The organism is Shimazuella sp. NTD247, assembly GCF_059510415.1.
Genome location: NZ_JCAJZU010000006.1, coordinates 213,010 through 230,652, shown reverse-complemented (window position 1 = coordinate 230,652; position 17,643 = coordinate 213,010). Strand labels below are relative to the sequence as shown.

Below are 17,643 nucleotides of genomic sequence, written 5' to 3'. Positions count from 1 at the left end.
CATGTTTGAAAAACATGTTAAGAGAATGATAAATTTTATTATTTTTCTTTATTTTATGGTTTGCAATGATCGATAGAAAGGCAGGGACTTCTGAGACGAAAAATGATAAACTTATTCCTACTATAAGAAAAGGATGTGGGGGATTTGTCGAGAGGCTATGAAGCTTTACAAAAATTATTCTCCATCGCTAAAATCCCTTCCGAATGGTATCAAGCCTATTTCGCGCAATCATTCATAACAGAAGTAAATGTTCAATTACAAAAAAAAGCTTGGATGATTCATATCCATGTACCAGAGCTTGTGCCAGTCGAAGTATGGGAAGGTGTCCAAGAACGAATTGGGCGCCATCTAGCTCCTAGCGTGGAAGCAAAGGTACAGTTTATATATGATCCATTGGAAACAAAAGTGGTAATGGAAAAATATTGGCATTGGATAAAAAAACAAATAGCAGAGAAATCGGCAGCTGCTTCCGGCGGTTGGTTAGGAAAAGCAAAATGGAAAATTGTTTCCAATAATTTAGAAATAACTTTTCCAAATGTATTTATGGAAAAAATGGCACGACAAAAGGAGTTAGACTCACTAGTACAAGGGTATTACCGGCGATTAACTGGACAAGAAATACATGTTATTTTGCAAACCGATGAAAATTTAGTAGATGCAGCAAACCTTGAAGAAAAAAAACAGCAGGAAGAACAAGTTTTACGAAGAGAACTCTATCAAAACCAAATAAAAGAAGCTGCTAAAATAGAAGAGAAAAATCCTGCTGTCGAAAAAATTCAGCTTGGAAGCGCAATACAAGATTCTCCTGTCCCCATTGATGCGATTCAAGATGAAGAAAAGCGAATTACGATCACTGGAGAAGTTTTTGGTATTGACTGGAAAGAACTAAAAAGCGGACGAACGCTGTTTTCCTGTTATCTGACGGACTATACCAACTCCATCTCCGTTAAACTGTTTGCAAATAAGGAAGATCTTCCAATCCTGCGGCAAATAAAAAATGGTGTCTGGTTGAAAGTGAGAGGCCCTGTGCAATATGATACTTTTACCCGAGATCTCGTATTAACGATAAGAGATTTGGTAGAAGTAGAAAAGATTGAAGAATATCGCATGGATCATGCAGACGAAAAGCGGGTAGAGCTGCACTTTCATACAGCAATGTCAGCGATGGATGGCCTTTATGGTTTTGAGAAAGAGGGATTTTCTCAATTTGCAAAAGTGTGCAAGCGCCTGAAAGAATGGGGGCATACTGCGCTCGCGATCACTGATCATGGAGTCATACAAGCTTTTCCAGAAGCGTATAGTGTAGGAAAAAATCATGGCATTAAGATGCTGCTCGGCATGGAAGCTAATCTCGTAGATGATGGTGTATCTATTGTGATGAATCCAGAGAAACGAGAGTTAGAGGATGACACATATGTTGTCTTTGACGTGGAGACAACAGGTCTATCTGTCAATCATGATGTTATGATTGAGTTAGCAGCAGTAAAGATGAAACAAGGAAAAATCATCGATCGATATGAAACATTTATTAATCCGCATCGACCTTTGTCTGCTCAAACTACCGAATTGACAAGTATTACAGATGATATGGTACAGGATGCACCAGATGTTCAAGAAATCTTACCTGTTTTCCAACAATTCATCGAAGGCAGCGTGATTGTAGCACATAATGCACGTTTTGATATGGGCTTTATTCAGAATGCATTTCGCCTACATGGACTTCCAGCTGTTACAAATCCAGTGATGGATACATTAGAGTTAGCTAGATTTTTGATGCCCGATATAAAAAATCACCGTCTAAATACAATAGCGAAAAAATTTGATGTGACTTTGGAACAACACCACCGAGCTATCTATGATACAGAGGCAACAGGACACGTTCACTGGAAATTAATCGAAATGCTTGTAAAACGAGAGATTTTTTCTTTGGATCAATTAAATGAGGCAAGCAAAAACCGTGATACAAGTCGACTGCGTCCATTTCATGCAATCCTATTTGCCAAAAACAAAACAGGGTTAAAAAACTTATATGAATTGGTCTCTAAGTCACATATCGAGTATTTTTATCGTGTGCCTCGTATTCCAAAAAGTGTTTTGGAAGAATATCGTGAAGGGCTTATTATTGGCTCCGGTTGTGAAAAAGGCGAGTTATATGAGACTGTTCTTAATAAAACACCAGAAGAAGCAGAAGATGTAGCGAAGTTTTACGATTACTTGGAAATTCAGCCGTTGGAATACAATGAACACTTAGTTGAACGTGGTCTTGTGGAGAGTATGGACCGTTTGAAACAAGCAAATAAGTTAATTGTTCGTATTGGAGAAAAACTGGGTAAACCAGTTGTCGCTACAGGTAACGCGCATTACTTAGATGAAAAAGATGCAATCTACAGAGAAATCGTATCCAATAACCAAATGGGCGGAGCGAGATTTACTGGCTCTCTGCCACGGGCACATCTTCGTACGACCGAAGAGATGTTAGCGGAATTCTCTTACTTGGGAGAAGCCAAAGCAAAAGAAGTTGTCGTAACAAATACACAGTTGATTGCAGATCAAATAGAAGCTATTAATCCCTTCCCAGAAGGGACATATACCCCTGAAATTGAGGGTGTAGAAGAAGAACTGCGTACGATTTGTTATGAAACAGCACATTCATGGTACGGAAATCCATTGCCGGATATTGTAGCAGAGCGGTTAGAAACTGAGTTGAATGGGATTATAAGTAACGGTTATGCTGTTATTTATATGATTTCGAGTAAATTAGTAGTCAAGTCGATCGAAGATGGCTATTTGGTAGGATCAAGGGGTTCAGTTGGTTCATCATTTGTTGCAACGATGTCTCGAGTATCTGAGGTAAATCCACTTCCTCCACATTACCGTTGTCAAGATTGTTATGTGACAGAGTTTGTGACAGATGGTTCCGTAGAAACAGGGTTTGACTTACCAGACAAAAACTGTCCGAAATGCAGCAAACCGATGATAAAAGATGGACATGATATTCCATTTGCTACGTTCCTAGGTTTTGAAGGAGATAAAACTCCTGATATTGACTTGAACTTTGCAAGTGACTATCAAGCCAGATGCCATTTATACACAGAGGAATTGCTTGGCAAAGAGTGTATATTCCGTGCTGGCAGTGTTGGTACAGTAAAAGAAAAGACTGCATTTGGTTATGTGAAAAAATATGCTGAAGAAAATAACCGCACTTTCCGCCAAGCCGAGATCGCTAGAATTGCAAATGGTTGTATTGGGGTAAAACGTACTACTGGACAACATCCAGGCGGCTTGATGGTTGTCCCAAAAACAATGGATGTGGAAGATTTCACTCCGGTTCAGCGTCCGGCAAATAATATGAAGACGACGGTTACGACTACCCATTTTGATTACAATGCAATCGGCGGGAAGATCTTAAAATTGGACTTATTAGGACACACTGCACCAGCGATGCTAAAAATGTTAAAAGATATGACTGGTGTTGATCCAGTTACTCTGCCGACAAACGACCCGAAAGTAATCGAGCTATTCAAGAGTACGGAGTCTTTGGGGATTAAGCCGGAAGATATCAGTGGGGTGACGCTTGGTACCCTTGGAATCCCTGAGTTTGGTACGGCATTTGCGCAAGGAATATTGGAAATCGCCAGACCAAGGACGATTGGGGAGTTTACCCGTGTTTCTGGATTATCCCATGGAACAGATGTATGGGCAGGAAATGCGCGTGAGCTCATCCAAAATGGTGTTTGTACTTTGTCAGAAGCGATTTGTAACCGTGACGATATCATGCTGTATCTCATCCGCAAAGGGCTTCCAAATAAAACTTCGTTTAAAATAATGGAAGCGGTCCGAAAAGGAAAAGGTTTAACGGAAGAACAAGCAGACTTAATGCGTGAGCATGATGTACCAGACTGGTATATTGAATCTTGCCGCAAGATCAAATATATGTTTCCGCGGGCACACGCTGCTGCTTATGTTATCTCTGCGATCTGGATTGCATATTACAAGGTGTATCATCCAGAAGCGTTTTATGCAGCTTATTTTAGTAAAGCAATCAAGGATTTTGATATCGAATTGATGGTCAAAGGATATCAAGCGATCACGAATGCGATGAAAGAAATCAAAGAAAAAGGATATGGTGCTTCGCAAAAAGAGAAGAGCTTGATGACAATCTTGGAGTTGGCACAAGAAATGTATGCCAGAGGGATTAAATTTTTACCGATTGACATTCATCAATCGCATAGCAGCAGATTTTTAATTCGTGATGGCAAACTATTGCCTCCATTTGCTTCTATCGCGGGTGTTGGAGAGAGTGCAGCGGAAGGGATTGCCGAAGCACAGCAAGAGGGTGAATTTTTATCTATCGAAGATTTACAACGACGCGGACGCATTTCCAGTACGGTAGTGGAAAGTTTACAACGCATGGGTTGCTTAAAAGGATTGCCAGAAAGCAATCAGCTGAGTTTGTTTGTATAGACTTGCAAATTTAGCGCAAACTCATAGGGAGAAAGAAATGGAGGATGTGACAAAATGTATTATAGCTATAGACGCAGATCATCTGGTAGTTCATTTTTCATAGGCTTACTTATAACTTCAATCATTATCTTAATCATCTCTCCTCGAGCTCGTCGTAAAGTAGGAGGTTGGTTAGGAACACTTTCTTCCTTGTTAATGGGTGTTGGCAAAGATTTAGGCAGAAAAGTAAACGAAGTGAGCATGAATATAACCGATAAGTTTCGCACTTACAAACTGTCCGACTTAGCTGGTGGATTTATGCGTACGTATACAGCTACTAAAGGAGACAAATTCTCTTCCGATGAAGTAGAAGAGGAAGAAGATCATATCTACTTCCATGACCTCACTTCCCGCGAAAATCAAACCGATGAAGATGATGCGTATCATGCTGACAATGATAATGATGAACACAATGATTCTTCAAAAGATGATACAAAAAAATATCCACATGATTAAATTGCCTCCTCTCATTATAGAGAGGATTTTTTTGTTGGCATTCACATGTGTTTTTGTTACGCTTGAATGGACACAGTCCCTTCCTACAGGAGAACTCATGGGTGAGAAGATCAAGCTTGGACGAGTGGATATTGGTCTGGAGTATGCTGATCGTAGTCGTTTGCGCCTGCGATATGCTGATACGCTTATTGAGTTTGTGATCGCTGGTTATTCATGTAATCTCCGAATCCAATCCACTCGCCCTAATCTACAGGTTAACGCTTTTAATGGTAGTAATTCTTATCGGGGGGCATCAGCCTTTGCGACCTACGAGTACGACTGTCAAGAGCACCTGCTAAAGTGTGAAGATCGATCCGGTGATGCCTATGCACATTGGCTCATCACTCCGCACAAGAAGGGATGCAAGTGTGAGCGTCCTTGATGACTGACATACAAATAATCAGTCAAACTGGAGCAGGCTACATGTTTTCATGTGGTCTGCTCCACAATTATTTCCCGCAAATTGTAATATTGATATCTTCTTTTATTTGTATATTTTTGTTACTCTTAAGGAGTTGGAGTGTCTATACCAGTTAAGGAAGTCCCATGAGTGACAAAATCAAGGTTGGACGAGTAGATGTTGGTCTCAGGCACCATAGCGGTAATCCTTTGCAGCTGCGAGATGCCGATACCCGTCATCCTCGTATTGAATGGTCAATGTTCACGGATATTACTTGCAATCTCCGTATTGAGTCCACTTTTCCTAAGCTAAAAGTAAATGCTTTTAATAAATCCGCTAATTCACCATCCATAATCGCAAATTACAAGTATGACTGTAAAGAGCATATACTCGAATGTCGGGAATTTAAGGGAGCTAGTTGGGCTATTTGGCTCATCACTCCACACAAGAAGGGATGCAAGTGTAAGCGTCCTTGATGACTGACATACAAAAATAATCAGTCGAATGGGAGCAGACTGCATGTTTTCATGTGGTCTGCTCCACAATTATTTTCAACAGTATTAATTGTGAGTTTATTATTTTCTATAAAGAAAAGATTTTTTATTGGCATGCTGCCTTGCTTTTGTTACGCTCAAAGAGCCACAGCTCATATTAGATAGGAACTTTCTCATGAGTCTGCAGCATGTGAGAATTGGTCGAGTAGACATCGCTTTGAAGCATGTTGAATATGGATTGTCTCTTCGAGGCGAAAATACTGTAGGGTATTCAGTGATCAGGGGAACTGCCTGCTATCTAAGTGTCCAAGTGGACTCGTCTGCTCTAAAAGTTAATGCTTTTAACAAAAGTGTATCTTGGGGTGGTATTACTCGATCTGTCAAAGAAACATTCGAATTTGATTGTCAAGAGCATGTTCTCAAATGCGAGAGTAGTGTTGGAGATGCATTTGCACAGTGGTTTATTACACCACATAAGCAGGAATGTAAGTGCAAGCGTCCTTAAATGACTGACATATAAAAAATAATCAGTCAAACTGGAGCAGGTTACATCGTATTTATGTAATCTGCTCCAAACCTGTTTTGTAAAAGATAAGCATATGTGAAATGAATTCTCCTTAAAGGAACAATTTATTCCAAAATTGATAAATATTTTGTTTCAGAATATACATAATTGGATAATCTTGTTTTGTAATTCCCTGCTATAATGAGGGAGAAAATTACATAAAGGGGTTGTTTTTTACATGAAATTACTTCTAACTGCTTCTATTGCTGTGTTTGCTTTGAGCCTTATTGGAGATGTGAATATTGTTGACAGCTTTAATCATTTGCATGTACTAAATATTTAATTATAGAATCGGTATAAAAAAATTCATTTTAATCAATGGTTGATAATGAGAGTTGAAAGAGGGTTAGACCCGGGATAAATCTTCTTTCAAAAAGACAACTTTACAAACATACATATTATTGGTGAACGACTTCAATGACACAACGTGGATAGTTTTGATTATAGATAAGAAATCTTCTATTTAACCGTGAGATTCAAGGTGTTAGCTTGGTAAGGAAGAATTCATAAGGCTGTTTTAGCTCTTATGGATTTTAAGAAAAAGAAGCCTGCAATAATCTAGGCTTCTTTTTTTGTTGTTAACAATGATATGTTTTTATACATTGTGAAAACACTCAAATGGTGTCTTTTTTAAGAAGATACTCAATATAGTCTTTTGATCGTTTTATTTCTCCTTTCATGATGTAATAAGCTAGATAAGCATACAGGTCTAATAATTTTTCATCTGGACAGGTTTTTACAAATTTCATGTATGTAGAAAGGTCTATTTCTGATAACTCTCCAAGCTCTTGGAAAAATATCAATAATTTATATCTGCTGATTTTCTCATCATGTAAAAATTTTGAGAGCTCCAGGTCTGGATATTTTTGAATAACGAAATGAATTATATCTTTAATTTTCATGAGTATAGATTAAAATTGTACCAGACGGAGTTCGGAAAATAGAAATGTTTTGCAGATGGATAAAGCCTGTTTCAAATCCTTCAATGGGCTCTATTTGTATCTCTAGTGAGGAAAGTTTGTTATCAGATAACATTTGTTCTAGTTCATGTAACATATAAACACTCCTTTTGATTGTTTGAGTTGTTAGTAAAATTATAAAATTTGATTTAAAATAATTCAATATTTATATTTTTCCTACAATTCGTAATGTTATTTTCTAAAAAGGGAGGAAAAGAGAAAATTCCCATGAATAAGTAATATAAAATGACTTTTATATTACGGGAGATATGAAGAATGAATAGAAAACTGTTAGGGGCAAAACTGAAAGAGCGAAGAAGTGAATTGAAAGAGAGTATGGACAGCATATCAGATGAATTTATTTCTGCATCAACTGTGGGAAATATCGAACGCGGTTTGCCAAATGTAGCGGAGGAAAAAATTCAGTATTATGCGGAAAAGCTTGGTTTGGGAAAAGAGCTTTTTGGAATTATTAGCGAAGCAGAGAAGGAAGAGAAAGAAAATGAAGCTGAACTCCTATATTTAGAAGATATTATTTCTGCTGATGTGGATGGTTCATTGAAGAGATTAGAAAAAGAATTTAGACATTTGCAGAGTGGGAGTAGGCTATCACCTCTTTATCATTTTCTTGTTGGTCGCTGCTATTTTGGAAAAAAGGCATGGAATTTATCAGAGAAGACTTTTCAAAAAATGCTTACCATGATTGAAAAGTCAACAGATGTGCATTCTAACTTGAAAGCGGCAGCTTTAAATGATTTAAGTCGTATTTGTTTTTATCGAAACGATATAGAAAGTGCATTAAGGTATGCAAGCGAAGGTTTAGGATCTTTTTTAGAGGAAGGTAATAGAAAAGAGTATATATTTTATCTTTTATTGAACCAAGCATCTTTTCTGGAGTTGTTAGATAAAGATGAAGAAGCGCTAAAAACAATGGAACGATTGTGGAAGTACTTACATAGTTATACAGGTGCTCTTGTTCTGAGTATGATAAGTACGGATACTGTTCTTCAAATGTACATCACTTTTACAATCATTCTCAACAAAGCAAAACACTATAATAGAGCTCTTGAGTTTGCAGATGAAGGTGTTTCTATAGCGAAATCTAATCACAGTTTTGATAGATTAGTACAACTTTGGACTACAAGAGGAGTTATTTATGACAACATGAATCAGCGGGAAGAGGCAGAGAGATTTTATCTTATGGCTTTAGCAATAAGGGAGAAAGTAGAGAATAAAGTAAGGCTTGTTTATCCTCTTACACAAGTTGGATTATTATACTTAAAGAAAAAGAAATATGAAATGGTTAAAGAGGTTATGGAAGAGTCGATATCCATTTCTGATAAATATAATGATGTGAAAAGTAAAATTGAGTCTCTAGTTATTTTGGGTAATTGCTATTTGGAACAGGGTTTATACAATGAAGCTATAACTCCTTACACACAAGCTTCTGCTCTTTCCGAACAGCAAATACTTCTAAAAAAGCAGTATGAAATTACAGCGAATCTGTGTTACTGTTATTTTAAAATAAAGAACAATGAGGCGTATGCAGAACAACTACAAAGAATGTTTCAGCATAAAATAATGCTAGAGTGGGGTATTAATGTAAGGGAGGATGATTCAAATGAGCAAAAGACTTTCAACTGGACCCATTGAGCCTGTAGGAAAATGATATTTATACTATGATTATATTTAGAAGACATTTGAGCTTTAAGTTAGTATGATGATACCCATCAATGAAATTAGGGTGTCCTATATGCGTTATCGTGGTCCTGAAGATACTATTGGAAACGATTAGGAATTTGTTTAGAACCTGTAGTTTATACAGGTTCTTTTTTATGTTAATAATGAATAGTTCGAAATAACGAATAACATGTTTTATCCTAAATTGTAAATAAAATATAATAATGCAATATTCGGTATGTAATAAAAACACAATAAAATGTTATTGGTTATGAGGGGTGAATATATGCGTATATTTCGCTTAGTTCGTTGGAAAGCTCCAAAACCTAGCCATTGCCCAGGCTGTGATAAGTCTGACCAGTTATCATGGTCTAATGATGAATGAAAATGCGCACGTTGTGACCGCGTTGTGGAACCAAATTAACTTTTGTAATTGAATGATTGAAGATTTCGACAAAACTTGTTCACCTTTGACAAACTGCTTTCATATAAAATGGCTTCGATTATTCTGAAGAAGAAAGAAGAGATAGTGTAGGGTTTCTTGGAGGGCTTCTTTTTTCTTCTCATATTCCGGGTCTATACAATACCAATTATCATCAATTTGTGACAGGCGTTTAGTTTCCAGGGTTTTGTTAAAATCTGCTATATGAAACCTCTTGATTTTATGTTGCCTAAAAAAGAAGTAATTCTTGCCGTACCCCATAAAGGGCTGTATGAAAAGATTATCTCTCACCAATATAGAATTATTATCACATTCCACCATTTGACAATTCATCAACTGCTCGATCCTGTTGCTTATTTTTTTTATATATTACCGAATACACGCCTACCAAAAATGAAAGAAAGCCCATAAGACCGCCGATCCATGCATTCATGGTTATAGGATAATGATTGACAATATAACCGCCAAAAGCAGAGCCAATAGCTACACCAAGATGCATAAAAGAAGTAAACAAACTAATCTGAATATCGGCTGTTTCTGGAGCTGTCTGGATGAGATAGCTTTGTACCGGTGCTGCTGGGGCCCAAGCTAAAATCCCCCAGAATATGATAACTGGTATTAATGTAATATATGATCCAGTAGCAAATGGTAATGAAAAAAGGGATATACTAAATAAAATCAAAATAATTAAAAATGTTTTTGCACCACCGAACTTATCGGTTGACCAACCACCAATCCACCCTCCAAAAACACCTGCGATACCGAAAATCAACAATATGATACTAATCATCTCTATTGATATTCCCATAGTACGCTGAAGAAATGGGCTGAAATAAGTGTAAATCGTGAAATGACCTATCAACATCAGTGCAACCATCAGTTGAGCAGAAATAATTTTAGCATTTTTTAATGCGAGTAGTTGATCTCGTATTGGCACAGTTGGTTGTGGAGGAATGTTAGGGAGAAACTTAAGGATACCTAATGTCGAGATCGCACTCAATGCTGCAACTAAAAGAAAAGTCAAACGCCAACCCCATTGTTCGGCAATAAATGTACCTAAGGGTATCCCTAAAACAAGAGAAGCACTTATTCCCATAAAGACTAGTCCCATTGCACGCCCAACAATTTCTGGTTCTACTATTTTCGACGCAATCGTAAGCGCATTTACGACGATAATGGAACAACTTACTGCAATAATTACTCGAGCAATCATGAGGAGCGTAAAATCAGGGCTAAAGAAAGATATAATATTACCTAAAATAAAAATGATCATGGTCACAACTAATAATTTTTTTCTTTCTATTCCTGCTGTCAAAGCATTAAATATAGGTGTTCCAAACGCGATAATAAGAGAATAGACAGACACCAGCAAACCTACTGTACCTAATGATACGTGTAAATCTGTAGAAATCATGTCCAAAATCCCTGCGATAACCAATTCCACTGTACCTGTAACAAATGTTGCAAGTGCTAAAATATAAATACCTCTATTCACGTTACACCCTCCTCATTAAAATCATACGTTCTCAGAAAGTTCTGTCTTGTTGGCGCGACTTTTATGAAATCTACGAAATACGCTTTTCCATAAATTAAGGGAGAACACTTATAACAATACAGAACAGTTCTGTTCAGTGTAAAAGCGAAAATTATGCATAAACCTCAAAAAATGAAGTTTATGCAGTCCATTATTCCTGCACTTTTTGTAAATGCCTATCAATTAATTCCGTAGCGAGTTTCCTTAACTGTGTACCTGATACCTTTGAGCCCATCACAGGAACAGATGACATTGCCCCATTGATTACCAAAAGCAGTTGATTTGTTAGTTCTACCCCTTCTACCCCAGCTTGTTCACTTAAACGAGATATTCTTAAGCGAAGAGCGCGATTATACTCCATTGCAAGTCGGTGAGCAGGATGATTTTCTTCCGAAAATTCTGCAAGTGCATTTAAGAATGCGCATCCTCTATATCCGGGTTCCATTAAAAAATCAATCGTGGCATCGACCAATGCTAACAACTGATCTCTTGGTGAATCTCCATGCAGTGCAATTGCTTCATCGAAGTGCTTCCAATTCAACTGATCTTGTTCCACTAAATAAGCAGCGATTAAATCATCTTTTGTTGGGAAGTGACGATAGAGTGTCGCCTTTCCAACACCAGATTGTTCCACAATTTTATCTACACCAACGGAACGAATTCCTTCTTTATAAAATAGATTAGAAGCTACTTCTAAAATGCGTTGACGTGCGGGGGTGCGTGTTGTAACCATAAATTCCACCTCTACATGATTGGTCTCCTATTTATTCTTTACGAGACAGAACAGTTCTGTAGATTATATTGTATCACAATACAAACTATCCTACCTCTTATGAAACCAATCAAATCTATTCAAGATGAAAAAAATATGTTATTCTTCATCAAACGCTGTATAAAGGGATAGTTGCTCCCATTCTTTTATCTCTTTTATCCGATTGGATAAAGTCTCACGAATACCAAAGGAAGCATCCGCTCCTACAGGGAAATGAACGGGAGGATTAGCACTGTTTGCCATTTGGATGATTGCTTTTACAGCTTTAACAGGGTCACCAGGTTTTAGTTCGCTAAAACTTTTTTGTGTTGCTTCATGTATAGGAGCATATTCTTCTAATCTCTGTGCGATTTGCATCGATCTGCCACTAAAATCTGTGGCAAACACACCTGGTTCAACAATTGTCGTTTTAATACCGAAATGAGCTAACTCTAAATTCATCGTATCCGATATTCCTTCGATCGCAAATTTGGAAGCGGAGTAAAGACTCAAAGAAGGTGCAGTCATTACTCCCAAGATGGAAGAAAAGTTAAGGTAGTGCCCAGAATTTTGTTTCTTAAACACAGGAAGCGTAGCACGTATAACATTTAAAACACCAAAAAAATTGACATCAAACTGTTCTTTCATTTCATCATCGGTATATTCTTCTAACATTCCAGAAAGACCATACCCTGCATTATTTACAACGATATCAATCTTGCCAAAGGCTTTTATCCCTTCTTCAACAGCTTGTTTAATCTGTCCTTTATTTTTCACATCCAGTGCAGCTATATGGACATTATTAGGTGATTTTCCTTTAAAATGTAAAATGGTATCTACATTACGTGCTGTAGCGATAACCTTATCCTCTGTCTTTAGTAATTGTTCTACAAACTCTCTGCCAAAACCAGTAGAGGTTCCAGTAATAAACCAAACTTTGCTCATTATCTAAGCCCCTTTGAAATAAAAATATAAGAACAGAACAGTTCTGTCTTCATATAATACAAAACTGTTCTGTCTCGTGTCAAGATGAAATGAAACTTCTATTTTCTTTTCATTTGGACAGGTTTTGAGCAACCAAATAAATAAAAAAAGGGGTGACTCTGAAATTCCTTAACATAGTAAATCGGGGTATTCCACCAATTCACATTGGCGCTGAAGGACTAACACTTGACATTACCCCTCGGATGTAACTACAATAGTTACATCTGGAGGATGTTAGTGATGAAAATAAGCAGCAGATTTTCTATAGCAGTTCACATTCTTTCGTTGCTCGCTACTGCCAAGAATGCGCATTGCACGTCAGAGTGGATTGCCGATAGTGTCGGCACGAATCCAGTCGTCATTCGGAGAATACTTGGTCAACTAAAGAAAGCAGGATTGGCAGGCGTTAGAGCCGGCACAGGAGGGGCTTTCTTGATTAAAGAACTGGAAGAAGTTACTTTGCTTGATGTTTATCGGGCGGTGGAAGTTATGGAGGAAGGAGAACTATTTCATATCCATGAACAACCGAATCCAGATTGTCCAGTCGGGGCAAACATTCAAACCGTTTTGGAACTGATCGTAAGACGGGCCCAAAATGCAATGGAAGCGATTCTAGCCGATATTACAATGCATGAATTAATTTCCGAGCTTACCGAACAGATAAATAGTCAAGGGTGAATTAAATTTTTTTGAATCTGTTGTAACAATTCGTATTACAACTCCCGCTCCAAATGAGCTGAAAGGAAATAATAGAATGAAAATTGAAATTTGGTCCGATTTTGCATGTCCCTTCTGTTACATTGGAAAACAACGGTTCGAAGCAGCACTGGACCAATTTACGTACAAAGATGAAGTAAAGGTCATTTTCCGAAGCTTTGAGCTCGATCCGTACGCAGCAAGAGATGTAGATCATGATGTCCATGACATGTTAGCTGCCAAATATGGTATGAACCGAGAGCAAGCGATTGCAATGAACAAAAATCTCAGCATGCAAGCGAAGGAGGTTGGGCTTGAATTTCAATTTAATAGCCTAATTTTGACGAATACGTTTGATGCCCACCGATTGGCGCAGTACGCCACTAGCCAAGGGAAAATGAGTGAGATAGCTCAAGAGCTGTTTCGGGCTTACTTTATCGATTCCCTGCATTTGGGTGATCATGAGACGTTGGCCGAATTAGCGGTGAAGGCGGGGTTGAATCGCAATGAAGTGCTCAAGATACTTATGAGCGATGATTATTCTGCCGAAGTACGTCAAGACGAAGAAGAAGCAAGCCATCTTGGCATAAACGGAGTGCCGTTTTTTGTTATCGATCGTAAATATGTCGTATCTGGAGCACAATCAACCGACATGTTTCTCCATGCTTTACAGACGACTTGGAAGGAATCACAGTCGTTGGATGTGTTGGACGATAACAGGAGCGTTTCTGCGTCAGCGACTTGTGATGACGGCATTTGTCTGCCTTCGGACAAGCGTAAGAAGTAATATAAGTGAAAAGTCGCATTCGATAGCTTTTACTATATCTTCGTTGTAATGTTAACTGTTACAACATAATTTAACAAATACATGGAGGAAAAACGATGAAAATTTTAGTGACAGGTGCAACCGGGAAATTTGGATCGAAAGTAGTGGATACCTTATTGAAAACTGTACCTGCAAACCAACTAGCTGTCAGTGTCCGTAATCCGGAGAAAGCAGAAGGACTTCGTTTGAAAGGTATAGAGGTTCGACAAGGTGACTTTGATCGTCCAGAAACATTAGAGACTGCTTTTGCAGGGATCAACCGAATTCTGATCATTTCCGCGGATGGGGATAACGATAATCGAATTCGTCAGCATACGAATGCTGTAAAAGCCGCAGCGCGTGCGAAGATCGATTTCATTGCCTACACAAGCATTGCGAATGCAAGCGAAAGCAAAAATCTCTTGGCTTCCCCGCACCAAGCTGCGGAAAGGGAGATTCTAAAAACAGGAATTCCTTACGCTTTTCTGCGAAACAACTGGTATTTAGAAAATGAAATTTCAAGTATTCAAGGGGTACTGGCGGGAGCACCTTGGGTGACATCTGCTGGTTCCGGCAAGGTAGGTTGGGCTCTCCAGCAAGAGTATGCGGATGCAGCTGCAGCCGTACTTACAGAAAGTGGACATGAGAACAAGATCTACGAGTTGTCTGGTAAATTGCTCACTCAAGAAGAATTGGCATCAGCACTAGGTATAGCTCTAGGTAAGGAAGTGCCTGTTCAGCAAGTCGACGATACCACTTATGCCAATATCATGAAAAATGCTGGAGTGCCGGACTTCGCTATTCCAATTCTTGTCGGAATCCAACAAGGGATTCGAGAAGGAACATTGGAGATCAAAAGCACAGACTTTGGGAAACTGCTCGGCCGGCAGCTAACCCCAATTCAAACAGCTCTTGACCAACTTGTTCAATCCATTTCTTAAAACGAGGTAATGTCCATGACTGATCTTCTAGAAGATGAAGTCATCCTCCACTATATATGTGGCTTTTGTCATATGTAGCTTTATATGCCAAAACTATTTGGTTTGATATGTGAAATTTTTTAGTTTGAGACCATCGTATTCACTACGATGGATTTTTTATTGCATTTTTAATACTGGAGTTTAATTTCGATTTAACCAACCTAAAAAGACAACTGCCTTCCTTTGTTCTTAAGAGCGGAAAGGGCAATTGCCTTAATATAAACATACTTGATTTATATAAAATGGTTGGAATTTCTCTTTTTCAAAAAGTTGTGTTTTCATTCACTACACGATTTCAAATAGGTATGGTCTACAAAGCTTACACTAAGGAATAACCAAATTTGTTCTTTGCTGTGCAAGTGTGATGGTTGCAATCATTCCTGCATTAAATGCAAGGAAATCATTCTCTACTCCATCGCTAAAGATGACTCCATTTTGTTCCATCTGTGATTCGATAATGAGTGGATTACTTTTTGTGATGATTCCAGTCACCAATTGGGCAGAAGTGGTTTTACTTGCGAATGGTTCTCGCACAGCAAAAAGTAATTTTTCATCTTCCCAATTGATTTTTGGAGACTCGATTTGTTTTGTTTTTGGCTGGTAAGTATGATAGACGCCATTTGCCATATTAATTACGCTGCTTATCCAACCAGTTGCACCTGCTCCAGTAGAGACAATGATTCCACTGGAAGAATGTGTTTCGTTTGTATTTTGGTAGCCAAGTTGGTAGCGGGCAGATATGTGTGTTGCTGCACCGATAAATAAATCGTTAAAAGCTCGCAGGGTTTGCCCGTCATTTAAAGTAGCTTGTGCCATTGTAATGTGCTTGTATTTTTCTCTTCCTTCGAAAACGCTTTCTATCGCTTGAATGGCGTTCTGTACTTGGAAAGGAAGAAGAATACCGTCGATATGTTTTGGGTCTGGATTAATCGCAACAAGTGGTTGACCAGATAAATATTTTGCGGTATTGACAACTAATCCATCGATTCCGATAGTAACGACCACATCTTGTGGAGAAAAAATATAATTAGGCAGAAATGCTCGGTCGATTATTTGCAGTTTGTATTTTTCCCGCAATTGTTCTTTGATTGTTTCTACTGCTTGATGATAAGTTGAATGTTCTTGTTCATAGACATAGAAATCTTTTCCTCTATCTCGCGAAGGAGAATGTTTAGCTTGCTGCAAGCTCTGATTGACATAATATTTTGCTTGATTTCGCGTATTAAAACGCTTAATTAAACCTTCTAGGCGAGTTTCTCTGGTAACCAGTACAATTTTTTCGTAATTCATCGTTTTTTCTTCTGTGTCTCATCCATCAAAGATTCTAGTAAATCAGGAGAGATGTTTAATTGTCCAATTTTGGAAGCGTTTCTGGCAAGTTCTTTAATGGCCATACTTATCATTAGACGTGGTTCCCCCGATTGAATGGCAAGGGTTTGAACGAGAGATGGATCGAGATTGGCTAAAGGACGAAGCGAAGCTTCTAACGCATAAGCTTGAGTATCTGCTTCCGCCTTGGAATTTTCCGCTTTGATCGCAACAAGTAATTTGCGTTCTTCTTCCAATTTTACTGACCCCTTTAGTTTTGCTTCTCTGATCTTCTGTTCTTTCATTTCGATCGCTAAGTTCGCTTCCACTTTGGTTTCACGTATTTGCCGTTGTTTTTCTTCTAGTTTTATTTCTGTTTGCAGTTCATTTTCCTTGATTCTCCGCTCTTGTTCAACTGCTGCGTTTCGTCTTTCATAGATGGCATCATCTGCTGATTTAAGCAGTTGTTCTCTTGCTTCTGCTTCCAATGCTCTTGCCATCTCGGGAGTAGGTTTGATTGCTGCAATGGCTAATGTCTGGACTTCTACTCCTAGTTTCTCTAGATCTCCTGAATCAAGTAACAATTTACGAACAGCGGAACTTATTTCATCAGATATCTGCACTGCATCACGTAAGGAACGTTTTTGAATTTCGGTACGAGTATGTACTTGCAGTAAGTTAATAATTCGTTGTTCTAATTTTTCTGGATCATCGGATATGTATTGATTGGAACGTTCTTTAATCGTATAATCCAACAGCTCTGCTACCATTTCCGGATCAGTTACTCGATAGGTGATTTGACCTTGAACGGTTATGGTTTGAAAATCAGCAGTAATTTCATTGAAGATAAAAGAAGTATCTTTACTGGAAATAGGGACTACGGAAATGGATGAAGAACGTTTAAAATAGAAGAAGGATAAGCCTTTTCCACTTTGTTTTAATTTTCCTTTTTGATAATGAAGAACATATTGCGTTGGGTTTGTCTTGAGATAACGAAAGCCAAACATGATGTTCACTCCTTTTGTTGTATACAAGATATTGTAACAT

15 protein-coding genes are annotated in these 17,643 nt (G+C 38.1%); 9 read left to right on the top strand and 6 right to left on the bottom strand.

Going from position 1 to position 17,643, the window contains the following annotated elements:
• Positions 1 to 144: 144 nt before the first annotated feature.
• The 5 genes from AC5WOC_RS16185 (at position 145) to AC5WOC_RS16165 (ending at position 6,397) form a co-directional block, all read left to right on the top strand.
• Entirely contained in the window at positions 145 to 4,464 is a 4,320-nt protein-coding gene (locus tag AC5WOC_RS16185) for a PolC-type DNA polymerase III (protein WP_496056453.1), read from the top strand.
• A gap of 54 nt (positions 4,465 to 4,518) precedes the next feature.
• Positions 4,519 to 4,959, top strand: a complete 441-nt coding sequence (locus AC5WOC_RS16180; protein ID WP_496056452.1) for a hypothetical protein — start codon at positions 4,519 to 4,521, stop codon at positions 4,957 to 4,959.
• A gap of 31 nt (positions 4,960 to 4,990) precedes the next feature.
• Complete coding sequence (locus AC5WOC_RS16175; protein ID WP_496056451.1) at positions 4,991 to 5,380, top strand: hypothetical protein; 390 nt, start codon at positions 4,991 to 4,993, stop codon at positions 5,378 to 5,380.
• Positions 5,381 to 5,544: 164 nt separating this feature from the next.
• Positions 5,545 to 5,874, top strand: coding sequence for a hypothetical protein (locus AC5WOC_RS16170; protein ID WP_496056450.1), 330 nt, complete (start codon positions 5,545 to 5,547; stop codon positions 5,872 to 5,874).
• Between the two features lie 193 nt (positions 5,875 to 6,067).
• Entirely contained in the window at positions 6,068 to 6,397 is a 330-nt protein-coding gene (locus AC5WOC_RS16165; RefSeq protein ID WP_496056449.1) for a hypothetical protein, read from the top strand.
• A 951-nt stretch (positions 6,398 to 7,348) separates the two neighbouring features.
• On the opposite strand, the gene AC5WOC_RS16160 is transcribed toward AC5WOC_RS16165, so the two are convergent.
• The gene (locus AC5WOC_RS16160; protein ID WP_496056448.1) at positions 7,349 to 7,513 is read right to left on the bottom strand and encodes a hypothetical protein; all 165 of its coding nucleotides are present in this window, start codon (positions 7,511 to 7,513) and stop codon (positions 7,349 to 7,351) included.
• Positions 7,514 to 7,692: 179 nt separating this feature from the next.
• Here AC5WOC_RS16160 and AC5WOC_RS16155 point away from each other — a divergent pair, with 179 nt between their 5' ends.
• Complete coding sequence (locus AC5WOC_RS16155) at positions 7,693 to 9,069, top strand: tetratricopeptide repeat protein (protein WP_496056447.1); 1,377 nt, start codon at positions 7,693 to 7,695, stop codon at positions 9,067 to 9,069.
• 776 nt (positions 9,070 to 9,845) lie between these two features.
• Here AC5WOC_RS16155 and AC5WOC_RS16150 read toward each other — a convergent pair.
• From AC5WOC_RS16150 to AC5WOC_RS16140, 3 genes are all read right to left on the bottom strand, one after another.
• Entirely contained in the window at positions 9,846 to 11,033 is a 1,188-nt protein-coding gene (locus tag AC5WOC_RS16150) for an MFS transporter (RefSeq protein ID WP_496056446.1), read from the bottom strand.
• Positions 11,034 to 11,223: 190 nt separating this feature from the next.
• Complete coding sequence (locus tag AC5WOC_RS16145; protein WP_496056445.1) at positions 11,224 to 11,805, bottom strand: TetR/AcrR family transcriptional regulator; 582 nt, start codon at positions 11,803 to 11,805, stop codon at positions 11,224 to 11,226.
• A 138-nt stretch (positions 11,806 to 11,943) separates the two neighbouring features.
• On the bottom strand, positions 11,944 to 12,768 hold the full coding sequence (locus tag AC5WOC_RS16140) for an SDR family NAD(P)-dependent oxidoreductase (RefSeq protein WP_496056444.1): 825 nt from the start codon (positions 12,766 to 12,768) through the stop codon (positions 11,944 to 11,946).
• Positions 12,769 to 13,047: 279 nt separating this feature from the next.
• On the opposite strand from AC5WOC_RS16140, the gene AC5WOC_RS16135 reads away from it, so the two are divergent.
• From AC5WOC_RS16135 to AC5WOC_RS16125, 3 genes are all read left to right on the top strand, one after another.
• A complete protein-coding gene (locus AC5WOC_RS16135; protein ID WP_496056510.1) occupies positions 13,048 to 13,485 on the top strand; it encodes an Rrf2 family transcriptional regulator in 438 nt (145 codons plus the stop codon).
• A gap of 76 nt (positions 13,486 to 13,561) precedes the next feature.
• Positions 13,562 to 14,290, top strand: a complete 729-nt coding sequence (locus AC5WOC_RS16130; RefSeq protein WP_496056443.1) for a DsbA family oxidoreductase — start codon at positions 13,562 to 13,564, stop codon at positions 14,288 to 14,290.
• A gap of 95 nt (positions 14,291 to 14,385) precedes the next feature.
• A complete protein-coding gene (locus tag AC5WOC_RS16125; protein WP_496056442.1) occupies positions 14,386 to 15,249 on the top strand; it encodes an SDR family oxidoreductase in 864 nt (287 codons plus the stop codon).
• Between the two features lie 363 nt (positions 15,250 to 15,612).
• Here the strand turns inward: AC5WOC_RS16125 and AC5WOC_RS16120 are convergent, their stop codons facing one another.
• Both AC5WOC_RS16120 and AC5WOC_RS16115 read right to left on the bottom strand, forming a co-directional pair.
• On the bottom strand, positions 15,613 to 16,578 hold the full coding sequence (locus AC5WOC_RS16120; protein ID WP_496056441.1) for a diacylglycerol kinase catalytic domain-containing protein: 966 nt from the start codon (positions 16,576 to 16,578) through the stop codon (positions 15,613 to 15,615).
• Positions 16,575 to 17,603, bottom strand: coding sequence for an SPFH domain-containing protein (locus AC5WOC_RS16115; RefSeq protein WP_496056440.1), 1,029 nt, complete (start codon positions 17,601 to 17,603; stop codon positions 16,575 to 16,577). Before AC5WOC_RS16115 ends, AC5WOC_RS16120 begins: the two co-directional genes overlap by 4 nt.
• Positions 17,604 to 17,643: the final 40 nt, after the last annotated feature.